Raw genomic sequence first — 12,517 nt, forward strand, 5'->3', positions numbered from 1 at the left:
TCTTTATAATAATTTGATATTTTCAAAAAATATCGTTATAAATTAGCTGCTTTTATTAATTAAGATTATATAAATGAAAAAGAATATTTTATTACTTGTTATTTCTATCTTATCCATTGGACAAATGGCCTGTTCTATAAATCCTCACCGGATCACTTTACCTGACACTACAAACCCACCTGCTATAGAAAAGATTAATGTGGTTGGAATGTCTCGAAATGAATTTCTAAATAAATTCCATCCACCCGTAGTAAGTAGACTCATTGGTGATAAACGGATAGATACCATTACCTATTATAAAATTAACAATAAACCAAAAGCATATGGAATGGCTTTATATAACGGCTTAATAGCGAATACAATCGTCTCAACACTACACAATGTAATGCCGAGTGAGTTATCGCTCGATTCCGTGGACGAAACAGTATCAATCTCAGACTCTACACTTAACAAAGAGAAAGTAGTAATTGAGATTACGTATGATTCCTCTAGTCATATTGAAAAAGTCGAAAGAGTAGAATAATTCAATTTTAAATCTTTATTTTTGGCTATGATCAAACTTTTCATGGTGAAATTAATTAAAGTAAATTCTAAAAACTATTGAGGCATGCTGATTTAAGTGACTTTTTAATGAAATTAATATTCTCATTTTTAAATCAGCATTCAATAACTGCCACATTATTATCTATTCAGCTTAGTACAAGAATTATTTTTTCCAATTCATCCACATCAGACTCCCCACAATAATTACTCCACCTAACAGCACTATCATTGACGGTTTTTCATTTAAGAAAACAACAGCTAAACTCATGGCAACAATTGGCGAGCAATATAAAAAATTCGATGCAATCGTTAACGGCATATTTTTAAGTACATATCCCCAAAGCACATACGCCATCGCACTTGGGAAAATACCCAACAAGATAACCGACATATTGGCTTGCCAAGTGGCATGTAAAATTTCATTAGGTAAATTGGCACTATAAAATAGTAAAGGAATGGTTCCGAACCAGATGATGTAGCACATCATGCTCAAGGCATCATAATTTAAAGCAAATTTTTTATATAAATTAAAATAAAGGCCCCATGCAATTGCAGCTAAAACAATTAATAAACTATAAGGACTTGGTACACCAAAACCATGATCACCACTGACTACCAAAACAGCGCCGCAAAGTCCTAGCAAAATACATAGCCACTGTTTAAAACTGATTTTTTCCTTAAAAAGCAAAGCGGAAATAATAAAGGTGAATAGCGGAATAGATTGACTCAAAATACTGGAAGCTACTGCAGTCACATACTGCTGTCCGGTATTTATAAGCAAATGATGCAGCGTTACAGAGAAAAATCCTAATACAGCAAGCGCAGGAGCATCTTTCCAATTTAAAGGCTGAATGCCTTTTTTCATGACCAAAAGCAGTAAAAAAACCGATGCGATCAAAAAGCGGAGCAAGGCAATATGCTGCGGTGTATATGAATGCAAAGCACTATGTACGCCAATAGGTGAATAGCCCCAACAAAAGACGGTCACAGCAATACATAAATAGAGCTTAAATGCGGGAGGCTGGGTTTCGGCAGCAAGAGAAATTGCCATGTTAAATCTGCACTAATGAAATGGAACTCTTTCATCATATGCGCATGGATAGTTGAATAAAATTAACTTATATTGAGTAAAATATTCATTAAAAGTGAATGATGGAATATGGATATCGCACAGTTAAAAATGTTTCAGACCGTGGTTGAATGCGGAACAATGGCTAAGGCATCAATGCAACTACATTGCGTACCATCCAATATCACAACGCGCATTAAACAACTCGAAGAAGAACTAGGCGCACCGCTGTTTTATAGGGAAGGAAAAAGTTTAAAGCTCACTTCCTCTGGAGAAATTTTTCTTAACTATTGCCATAAAATTTTAGCGCTATGCGATGAAGCAAAACGTAGTATTCATCCGGATGCACCGCCCTCTGGCCCATTAAAAATTGGGGCTATTGAATCTTCTGCTACGACTCGCCTACCCAATTTACTTGCGAAATATCATCAACGTTATCCAGAAGTTTCCATTCAAATTATTACGGGTACATGGAAACAACTATTAGTCGATATTTCTCAACACAAACTTGATGGTGCAATTGTCGCGGGCAATATCGAGTTTCCTATGCTGAATAAACTTAGTATTTATCAAGAAGAAATGGTCTTGATTGCATCTCATTCTTTGGGAGAGATCCACAACCAAGAAGACCTGATTGGTAAAGAAATTTTTATGTGGACTGAAGGCTGTCCTTACCGAGCAGCTCTCGAAGAATGGCTTAAGCTCAAAAATATTTCACTTCCAATTACTAGCATTACCAGTTACGCCACCATTATCGGTTGCGTCAGTGCAGGCTCTGGGGTGTCTTTGGTTCCGAAGAGTATTTATGAACAATATAAAAATTTAACCAATATTCGAGGCTATAAATTTGAACACCTTGCCTTTATGCAGAATCAATTTTTTTGGCATAAAAATGTGAGCAACCATAAAGCCAGAGACATGTTTTTAGACTTAATTAAGTCTGAATTTTGTTTATGACTCATTGGGATAATTACTTTATTGCGAACAAGTGATGATTTATCGTAATCAAATCGTATGGGTTTTATCTCATTGCAGTACAAGCTTTATTTTTAACAGTAAGATCACCACTTCATCTTTTGATTCTGGTTGGGGAGATTTATCCAAAATGAAAACCATACACGTTTTATGTATTGCGACCTCTATGTTGGCTTCATCAACCTTATTTGCAGAAACAACGCAACCACAACAAGTAGGTGAAACAACCTCTAAAGCACAACCTTATGGTGACAACCCAAGTTTAGGTCGTGTATTGTTATACAAAACAGGAAAAGGCATACAAAATTTAGGAGACTCTATTCAAGGAGCTTCTGAAAAGACCTCAAATAAAATTAGTGAAAAATGGCAAAACACCAAAGAATTTACGGCCGAAAAAGCAGAAGTCGTTCAGCAAAAAGCAGATACAGCCAAAGCTTTTACAGAAAATAAAATAGATCAGGCGAAGCAAAATATTACCAGTAGTCGAAACGGTGAAAGCATTCCGATAGAGCAAGGTGAGTTAAGTAAATCGAGCACAACAACTAACTAATTTGCTTGGACAGCGCGATAAATTCGCGCTTTTATAAATACAGATATTCAACTAGAACTAATGATCATCAACTATAAAGAGCTAGGAATCTGCCTTATGAATAGTCAAAAACTTCTCTTTTCAACACTATGCGGCTTAGCATTAACTGCATGTGCAACCTCTGCACCTCCGTCTTCGTCTTCGTCTTATTCTCCGGCACAAGTTCTAGAGCAAGATACCAATATTGAAGCTTATCCATCAACTACAGGTAATGTAGCCAAACTCATTAAACAAGATAAGCAAGCTTGTATGATTGAATTTACGGGATATTTAGGGGGCGGACACGTTACTGAACACTGGGTATTTAATGATAAGGGTCTGATTTCAGCCACATCATTTACACAACAATACCCTGATGAATCAGGCATATTAAATCAGGCAACAAACTCTACGACCAAAAGCTCGACCACTTTTAATATTCAAGATCCAGAAATTCAGAATAATTTCAAAAAACTCCAAAATAACTTTAAACCAGCAAATTTAGAAAAGTGTCATTAATACTTTTTCATAAAAAGCCCGTTGCAAAAGCTACCTTCTGCAACGGGTTATAGCTATTTTAAAAATTTCTTGGACCTAATTTAAAAAAATTATAAATAAGCTATTTAATTAGCAATCAAGCCATTTGTTGCTGTCAGTAAATCAATACGTGGGAAAACCAAGCCTGTTCTTGAGTCAGTAATTGGTTTACCTGTCGTTTTTAAACGGCTAATGGTTTGATCAATACTTTCTGTTGGACTCACGCTATTCGCTCGCAATAAAGCAATCGCGCCTGCCACATGCGGTGTCGCTTGAGATGTACCACCCATGGTGTAACCACCCGCGGTAATCATTGCTCCCGGTGCCAATAAAGTCACAAGGCTACCACCATTACTGAAGCACGCTACTTTGTCTGCTACTGTTATTGGGTCAGAACATTTCACTGGATTTCCCCATGACACTCCTCCAATATTGCTGTCATAAACAGCACCAACTCTTACTGCACCAGCAACACAGGCAGGAGATGAAATTCCATCTGAAAATGCATCATTGCCTGAAGCTACAACTGGAACCACACCAGCAGCACGTGCATTGGCAAATGCTGTTGCATAACTGCTATTACTACATTCTGAAGTGTATTTAACACCTGGCACACCAAGGCTTAAATTCACCGCTTTAATGTTATAAGTCTGGGCATTATTTGCAGTCCAGTTTAAAGCTGCCAGAATATCGCTGTCATAAGCAGTGCTACCCCACTGACCATTTACCCGAACACGCCGAAAGGTATCAATACCAATAATTTTAGTCTTGCTGGCAACCTTGGACACAATACCTGAAACATTACTACCATGCCCATCATCATCTAAAGCACCATCATCTGGTGCACTATCAAATGAGTAAACAACGCGACAAGTATTTGATGGTGTGTTTACTGCGGTACAACCAAAATCAGAGTGAAGATAATTCACCCCTGTATCAATCACTGCCACACTTGAACCTTCACCAGTGAAACCATTGGTGTTTGCTTGTGGTTGATTAATTAAAGGTAAACTTTCATTAGTTGTGGTTTGATTAATACGATTTGGATAAACCGCTTTCACAGTCGGATCATTTAATAAAGAAACTAAAGCTTCGCGGTTACTAATCCGATAAAAAGCTAAAGGCAAGTTATTGTAGTCCCGAAGTACTTGAACACCACCAGCACGGTTAAACCTTGCCTGTAAATTCTTCTTATTTGTTGCAATATAACTTCGCCGTTCTAAACCGGAAGGCACACTCACCGAAGCAATATTGTATTCAACAATTAAATCATTCGAATCATTATTCACCAAGGCATCTAAATCGATTTTACCCTGAAATACTTTTTGTTTTGCTGCCTGATTTAATCGCTGTTTAGCACCTTTAGAATCTAAAGGAAGAGCTGATGCAGTTGTACTTAAAATCGTACATAGACCTAATAGAAATAACGTTTTACTTTGCATTATTTTTCTCCGTAGTTTTTCAACTAACAATTTACTTATTTCGCTTTTATTTCATTTGCTGGATCTTTTTCTGGATCAATCGGTTGAATTGAAGGATCACTTTTTGTGTCATAAAAAGGAACAGTATCAACTGATACCGATTGTGGATGAGTTGAATGTTGAGATAGATTTTTAGGTTGAGTAGGCTCCTTAAGTTTAGAAAGAAAAGACGATGTGTCTGGTTGTGGCGAATTCGACTCATGTAAAGCAGAATTAAACACATCAGATGCACCACTTGTGGGCTTTAAATAGAGAACAACGGCGATCAAGCCGACTATTACAAGAAGGGAAGCAATAATTTTCATCTGTCATATCTCTGTTTTTTTGTTTATAGATATCTATTTTTATTTTTGATTATTTGAAATAAAGCAGCATTTCTTAATATATTTTTCATGTGAAAAATCTATTTAATGAAATACATAACCACTAAAAAGTTAAAATAACTTTATCCCGAATAAGCAAAAATACAGTTCTGCCCTGTACGTTTATATTTCTGGCAGAAGATGGTTCAAAAAAGTGCTAAAAAGCGCCTTATTCTCATAATAAGCAATAACTATGCCGTTTACTTCAATAAATAATGAGATTTACATCACATTTGAAGATATAGAGAACAAACTCGAAAAAACGAAATGAAAAAATTAAAAGATATTTTTTTAAAAACTAAATAATAAGAACTCATTTTGCTTAATTAGATTTTCTAATAAATAAATGTTCTTTTTCACTTTATTATTAATTTTTATTAATCTCCACAATTCCTCCTTAGTCTGTTTACTCAACGTAACACTGTTGTAACGTTTTGATGAAGTCAGTTCCCAAGCCCATATTCCCTTGGCTATGATTCGTTTGCGTTTATGAAATACCTCACTAAAAAGGTATATTCTTTGAAGGATATCGCAATGAAAATGATGAAAACAGCTATCGTTACTGCAAGTGTTCTTGCTTCTGCTTCTATTTTTGCACAAAGTGCGGGCGTTAATGCAGATGCTTCTGCTCAAGTAAATGTACAACCGGGCGGTCTTGTTAGTGGCGTAGCCAACACAGTCAAAAATACTGCACACACTGTAGGTAGCACAGCAAAGCATGCGGGTCATGTTGCTGCTGACACTACGGTTAAAGCAACTAAAAAAACAACAGGAAAAGTGACTGAACTTTCTTCTAAAGCTGCGACAGGTACTAAACACTTAGCAACTGAAGCTGTAACGGGTACTAAACACTTTGCTACCGAAGCTGCGACAGGTACTAAAAATGTAGCAACTAAAGCTGCAACTGGTACTAAACACTTTGCTACCGAAGCCGTAACAGGTACTAAAAATGTAGCGACTAAAGCTGCAAACGGTACTAAAAATCTAGCAGTTGAAGCCAAAGCAGATACAAAAGCAGGTTTTGATGCTGTAAAAACTAAAGTTGCTGGAAACCAAGCTGACCAAAAAGAATTTACTGCTGAAAAACAAGCTAATGCTCAAGCTCATGTAGATGCAGTAAAAACTCGTGTAGCTCAAAACCAAGCTGAGCAAAAAGAATTTGTTGCAGACACAAAAGCTGATGCCCAAGCACAGTTAAATGCTGCTCAACCAGCACATGCAATTAATGCTCAAACAGGCGTAAATGTTGGTGTTAACGTTGGTCCTGTTGGAGTTAACACAAACGCAAATATAAACGCTGGTGCACAATCGTCTACTCAAAAAGCAGAAAAGAAATCTTGGATTAAAGGTCTTTTCGGTACCAACTAATATCTTAAAAATAAAAAAGGGCAATTAATTGCCCTTTTTTATTTCTTAAAATCACATATTCAGCTGGTTTCAGTTAAAACCAAACCTGCACGTAAACCAAGTTTCACATTTGGATTTGGAAATAAGATCCAGACTTGATCTTGCTCAACAACATAATTGCCAGAAGGTTGAGTCGCAATGATTTCACCTTTGGTAAAAGTCGAAAAATTTGGAGCCTCAACCGATAAGTTCATCTGAAAATCTTCGTCTTTTTTAATTAAAGAGTCCGATACTTTAAAGACCCGAATTTTTGTTTTATTACGTGGTGGCAAGGCTTGCTCAGAAACCACATGACGAATCACTTCATCAATTGCAGCAAACTGGCTCAAGTCATTTTGTCCAAATGGTAAGGCTTTGCCTAACTCTAAAGTTGCGCTCGCAGCTTTAAAATTTTCACTAGTAAAATGCGTAAAGGTTTTACCGACCGCATTGTGGTAAACCAAAGCATCTAGGTCAGCTGCTTCAAGACTCGCTGTCAAATCTTCATCATAAGCATGCGTTTGATAGGGAAATAAAGCAAACGTCGGCAATAAAGAAGCACGAATTGCTGTATGCAAATCATAGTGATAACGCTTAACTTCACTCACACTTTCCTGAAAGAAAGTAGCAACAGTGTGTTCTAAAACCTCAGCTCGCTTAGATTCCTCAGTTACGGGTAGATTTTTATATCCACCACAAAACATTCGATTTACATCGTCATGCACATAGCGTTTACCTTGACGCATTGCATAGGGGTTACCCAATATAAACAGCAACCTCACAGCAAGGTTTAAACGTCCCGCAAATAAATCTGTGCAAAGATGAGATAACAATTCAATTGGTGCTGTTTCATTACCGTGTACTCCAGCTGACAGTACGACGGCTTTGTCGTACTGTGCATTTGGCGTACATTCAAGAAGTCCCTCACCTAACCAACGCCAAGAAAAATTATTTTGTTTTCCTTCACGTGTTGTAGGCTGCTCACCTTGTAAGGTTAATGCTAGAAAATCTTGCATGTCACCTCCTCATTATTTCTGGAAAGGATAAACCGAACCTAAACCTAAAATTTTGGTCAGTTCATCGAGTGCCATACGGCTTTCCATGAGTAAATGCGGATCAGCCAAATCTTCTTGTGCTAAACGATCGCGATAGTGTTTATCTACCCATTGATTGAGTATGCCAAACAATTGATCATTCATTAATACTTTTGGATTTACAGCATTTAATTCAGTTTCGTTCAAAGCTACACGTAAACGCAAACATGCTGGTCCACCACCATTACGCATACTTTCACGTAGGTCATATACCTGAATCGCATCAATTGGTGTGCCCATCTGAACCATATCGTTCAGATAACCCCACACTGCTGCATTTTGACGAGACTCTTCTGGTACAACAATGGTCATTCCGCCATCTGGACGAGTCAAAATCTGGCTATTAAATAAATAGGTCGCTACGGCATCATCAACAGTAACGCGGTTTTCAGGAACTTCAATCGAGATAAAGTCTTCACCGATGCTTGCCATTTTCTGACGAATTTCAGCAAAAGCTTGATCTTGATTTAAGAATGCATGTTGATGATGGAATAAAACCTGTTGGTTACTTACCGCAATAACATCATTATGAAATACGCCCTGATCAATTACATCCGGATTTTGTTGAACAAAAACGGTATACGCATCATCTAAACGGTGCAAACGTGCAATTGCTTCACTTGCTTCACGCGTCTGACGAGCTGGATAGCGTTTTGGTCCCGGTAAACCATTATTTAAATGTTGTTGACCATACACAAATACTTGAACACCGCGCTTAGCATAATCACCACCTAAACGATTGTGATTTGCTGCACCTTCATCACCGAATAAAGCCACTTGCGGTAAAGCTTCATGATGAACAAAGTGACGTTCATTTTTAAAGATCGCTTGTAGGACCTGACTTGTAGTTTCAGCTTCAATTGAGCGGTGAAACTTATTGTTCAGGTTCGCTGCGGTAAAATGCACGCGTTCATCTTGGCTATCTGCCGAAGGTGAAACAGTTGCCGCATTTGCAGTCCACATTGGCGAAGCTGAACTTAGTGATGATAATAGTTCAGGTGAATGACGCATTGCTTGAGCAACAACGCTAATGTCATCTCCTGTAAAACCTAAACGGCGTAACATTGGAACATGTGGACGCTCATGTGGAACAAGCACACCTTGTTTCATGCCCAGATCAGCCAAGGCTTTCATCTTTAACAAGCCTTGTTTGGCTGCTAATTTTGGATTCGAGGCATTATTACGATTTTTTGTCGATGCTTCATTACCAAACGACAAGCCCGCGTAGTGATGTGTTGGACCCACTAAACCATCGAAATTTACTTCATATCCTTTCATTTTTCTTTCCCTAGTGTTTAAGGTAACACAATCCCTGGAGATAATTTTTCTGGTAAGGTTAAGCTGTCACTTTCAAGTGAAGCCATTGGCCAAGCACAATAATCAGCTGCATAAAAGGCACTTGCGCGGTGGTTACCAGATGCACCGACACCACCAAACGGTGCAGCACTTGAAGCACCTGTTAATGGCTTATTCCAGTTCACAATACCGGCACGTGCTTCAATAAGTACTTGATCAAACAGTTCACGTTTTGGTGAAACCAGACCAACAGACAAACCAAAGCGAGTTGCATTCGCAATTTTTAATGCTTCTTCAAAGTTGTCATAACGTTGAATCGTGGTAAGTGGACCAAAATATTCTTCATCTGGAATATCTGTGACGCCTGTTACATCAACAATGCCTGGCGTAAGTAGCGAACTATCTTCTTGTGGACGTGTCATTAGCAACAAGCTTTTTGCGCCAAGCTCAAGCAATTTTTGCTGAGCAAGCATCATGTTTGTTGCAGCAACTGACGAGATAACACCACCCATAAATGGTTGTTGTTCATCGTTCCAACGACCAACTTTTAGGTTTTTAGCAACCTCAACAAAACGTTGAATAAATGCATCACCTTCTGCGCCATTTTTTACCAAGATACGGCGTGCACATGTACAACGCTGACCCGCCGAAACAAATGCAGATTGAATAGTGAGATTAACCACAGCATCGACATCAATAATTTCATCAATAATCAATGCATTATTGCCGCCCATTTCAAGCGCAAGGATTTTCTCAGGAGCACCCGCCATTTGCTTATGCAAGTGATAACCTGTGTTTGCACTTCCAGTAAACAATAAACCATCAATTTCATGTGAGGTAGCTAACGCTTCACCAGTGGTACGACCACCTTGCACCAAATTCATCACACCATTTGGCAAACCAGCTTGCTGCCAAAGTTTTACAGTTTCTTCAGCAGTCCAAGGCGTTAATTCGCTTGGCTTAAATACCACAGCATTACCTGCAAGTAATGCAGGAACAATATGCCCATTTGGCAAATGGCCCGGGAAGTTATATGGACCAAAAACTGCAAGCACACCATGTGGACGGTGACGTAAAGATGCTACGCCATCGGCCATTTCAGTTGAGCTTTCACCTGTACGCTGATGGTAAGCACGGATTGAAATTGCAACTTTGCCAATCATTGATTGAACTTCAGTTAATGTTTCCCAAAATGGCTTACTGGTTTCTTGGCTAATCACTTCTGCTAAATGCTTTTTATTTTCTTCAAGCAAAGCCGCAAATTTTTCAACAATCGCTACACGTTCTACAAGTGGTAAACGTGCCCATGCTGGAAATGCAGTACGCGCTGCCTGACAAGCTTGCTCTACATCAGCAGCAGTTGCTTCAGCACCTGACCATACAGTTTGGTTATCAACTGGATTTGTTTTTTCAAATGTTGTGCCGCTGCCTTGTAACCAGACACCGTTTATAAATAAAGAGTTTGACATCAGGATACTTCCATTGGATTTAGTGATAACACACGAACAACGTGACCTTCTTGTACACCGAGTTTTTCAGCTTGTTCATCTGTTAAATTTATAGTTTTATCAACAAGATCAAGCTTCATTAACATTGCCTTATAGTCATGATAATTATCATTGGCAACGAGATATTGGGTCTTACCGACCGCAGCTTCACTTGTAATTTTGACGTTTAAGAACTGACTTTCTTTTACTGCGCGTAACTCATCAATATTGGCTTCAATGGTTGGACCCGCATCAAAAATATCGACATATCCTTGATAACGTAAGCCTTCTGACTCAAGCACATGATAAGCAGGCAAAGTATGTGGATGCATTTTCCCAATTACCTCTTGCGCATCTTTTGGCAAGAGATCTACATAGACTGGAAAACGTGGCATAAGCTCAGCAATAAATACTTTTTGCCCAATTCCACTCAAATAGTCTGCTGTTGAGAAATCCATATTAAAGAAGTGGTGACCAATCGCATCCCAAAATGGAGAACATCCATTTTCGTCTGAGAAACCACGCATTTCAGCAATTAACTTTTTCTCAAAATATTGTTTAAAAGCAGCAATAAACATAAAACGGATTTTCGATAAGAATTTACCGTTTTGGTTTTCACGACGCTCTGGATCTAAAAATAATGTACAAAGTTCGCTACTACCCGTTCTGTCATTACTCAAAAATAAGGTAGGTAATGACTTATAAACGTTTAAGGCTTTTGAAGCGTGTACTTGAGTACCAACATGAAAGTTGTACCAAGGTTCAATGAGTCCTACAGCAACTTCAATTGCACTTAAACCAATAACACGTTGAGCTTCTGTGTCTTCAAGAACAAACAGATAGCCTTGTTCACTTTTATGGACATTGCCATTTAAAGTATTGCGAGTACGTGAAATTCGAGCCGAAAGTGTATCCATATTTTGTGGCAAGGAAGTCAGGCCTACACCCGACTTACCCGCTAATTTATAAATATCTTCAAGGTCTCGAAACTCGGCATGACGGACGATCATCATGGCTAGCTTTCCTTTTTTTTATTTAGCCAATTTTGCCAATGCTCTTTTTAAACGAGCAATTCCTTCATCAATATCTTGTTCAGGAATGATAAGCGACGGAGTAAAACGAACCACATTCGGGCCTGCAATTAAAGCAAGTAAACCTTCTTCACCCGCCCAAGTCGTAATATCTTTAGCTTTCCCTGCATACTCAGCTTTTAATTCACAGCCAATCAATAAACCTTGTCCACGAATTTCTTCAAAAATCTGATGTTCAGCGTTTAATGCATTTAGTGCATCAAGAAAATATTGATAACGATGTTTCACACCCTCAAGTACTTCAGGCGTATTAATAAATTCAAATACTGCACCTGCAACTGCACTTGCTAACGGGTTACCACCGTAAGTCGTACCATGTGTACCCACTGAAAAATGCGGAGCAAATTTATCAGTTGTTAACATTGCACCAACAGGGAATCCACCGCCTAGTGCTTTTGCAGTTGTTAACACATCTGGAATAACGCCTGAGTTCATGTAGGCATAAAGTGCACCTGTACGGCCGACACCCGTTTGTACTTCATCAAAAATAAGTAAGGCACCAAACTCATCACACAGTGCACGCAAACCTTTTAAAAATTCGATGTCAGCTGGAATAACGCCGCCTTCACCTTGTATTGGCTCAACAATGACTGCACACGTTTGCTCATTAATCACCGCTTTTGCAGCT

13 protein-coding genes are annotated in these 12,517 nt (G+C 38.4%); 5 read left to right on the forward strand and 8 right to left on the reverse strand.

The window, feature by feature from the left end:
* Positions 1 to 73 precede the first annotated feature (73 nt).
* The gene (locus NL42_RS19300; protein ID WP_461313973.1) at positions 74 to 523 is read left to right on the forward strand and encodes a hypothetical protein; all 450 of its coding nucleotides are present in this window, start codon (positions 74 to 76) and stop codon (positions 521 to 523) included.
* A gap of 183 nt (positions 524 to 706) precedes the next feature.
* On the opposite strand, the gene NL42_RS19305 is transcribed toward NL42_RS19300, so the two are convergent.
* Entirely contained in the window at positions 707 to 1,594 is an 888-nt protein-coding gene (locus NL42_RS19305; RefSeq protein WP_461313974.1) for a DMT family transporter, read from the reverse strand.
* Positions 1,595 to 1,702: 108 nt separating this feature from the next.
* Between NL42_RS19305 and NL42_RS19310 the strand changes: the two genes are divergently transcribed.
* The 3 genes from NL42_RS19310 to NL42_RS19320 all read left to right on the forward strand — a co-directional run bounded on the left by NL42_RS19310 (position 1,703) and on the right by NL42_RS19320 (position 3,674).
* Positions 1,703 to 2,569: a LysR family transcriptional regulator gene (locus NL42_RS19310; protein WP_461313975.1), complete on the forward strand. Its 867-nt coding sequence runs from the start codon at positions 1,703 to 1,705 to the stop codon at positions 2,567 to 2,569.
* Between the two features lie 148 nt (positions 2,570 to 2,717).
* Positions 2,718 to 3,137: a hypothetical protein gene (locus NL42_RS19315; protein WP_461313976.1), complete on the forward strand. Its 420-nt coding sequence runs from the start codon at positions 2,718 to 2,720 to the stop codon at positions 3,135 to 3,137.
* Between the two features lie 96 nt (positions 3,138 to 3,233).
* Positions 3,234 to 3,674, forward strand: coding sequence for a hypothetical protein (locus NL42_RS19320; RefSeq protein WP_461313977.1), 441 nt, complete (start codon positions 3,234 to 3,236; stop codon positions 3,672 to 3,674).
* Between the two features lie 104 nt (positions 3,675 to 3,778).
* On the opposite strand, the gene NL42_RS19325 is transcribed toward NL42_RS19320, so the two are convergent.
* Complete coding sequence (locus tag NL42_RS19325) at positions 3,779 to 5,134, reverse strand: S8 family peptidase (RefSeq protein ID WP_461313978.1); 1,356 nt, start codon at positions 5,132 to 5,134, stop codon at positions 3,779 to 3,781.
* Positions 5,135 to 5,169: 35 nt separating this feature from the next.
* Positions 5,170 to 5,478, reverse strand: coding sequence for a hypothetical protein (locus tag NL42_RS19330; RefSeq protein ID WP_461313979.1), 309 nt, complete (start codon positions 5,476 to 5,478; stop codon positions 5,170 to 5,172).
* A 591-nt stretch (positions 5,479 to 6,069) separates the two neighbouring features.
* On the opposite strand from NL42_RS19330, the gene NL42_RS19335 reads away from it, so the two are divergent.
* Positions 6,070 to 6,903 (forward strand): hypothetical protein, encoded by an 834-nt coding sequence (locus NL42_RS19335; RefSeq protein ID WP_461313980.1) that lies wholly within the window; start codon positions 6,070 to 6,072, stop codon positions 6,901 to 6,903.
* Positions 6,904 to 6,962: 59 nt separating this feature from the next.
* Here the strand turns inward: NL42_RS19335 and astE are convergent, their stop codons facing one another.
* From astE to NL42_RS19360, 5 genes are all read right to left on the reverse strand, one after another.
* Complete coding sequence (gene astE / locus NL42_RS19340; RefSeq protein ID WP_461313981.1) at positions 6,963 to 7,937, reverse strand: succinylglutamate desuccinylase; 975 nt, start codon at positions 7,935 to 7,937, stop codon at positions 6,963 to 6,965.
* A 12-nt stretch (positions 7,938 to 7,949) separates the two neighbouring features.
* The gene (gene astB / locus NL42_RS19345; RefSeq protein WP_461313982.1) at positions 7,950 to 9,293 is read right to left on the reverse strand and encodes an N-succinylarginine dihydrolase; all 1,344 of its coding nucleotides are present in this window, start codon (positions 9,291 to 9,293) and stop codon (positions 7,950 to 7,952) included.
* A gap of 17 nt (positions 9,294 to 9,310) precedes the next feature.
* On the reverse strand, positions 9,311 to 10,780 hold the full coding sequence (gene astD, locus NL42_RS19350; RefSeq protein ID WP_461313983.1) for a succinylglutamate-semialdehyde dehydrogenase: 1,470 nt from the start codon (positions 10,778 to 10,780) through the stop codon (positions 9,311 to 9,313).
* Positions 10,780 to 11,811 (reverse strand): arginine N-succinyltransferase, encoded by a 1,032-nt coding sequence (astA, locus tag NL42_RS19355; RefSeq protein WP_446090793.1) that lies wholly within the window; start codon positions 11,809 to 11,811, stop codon positions 10,780 to 10,782. The genes astD and astA overlap by 1 nt, the downstream gene beginning before the upstream one ends.
* Before the next feature lie 18 nt (positions 11,812 to 11,829).
* A partial coding sequence (locus tag NL42_RS19360) for an aminotransferase class III-fold pyridoxal phosphate-dependent enzyme (RefSeq protein ID WP_461313984.1) occupies positions 11,830 to 12,517 on the reverse strand: 688 nt, incomplete at its 5' end.

It is taken from the genome of Acinetobacter sp. GN11 (assembly GCF_054823985.1).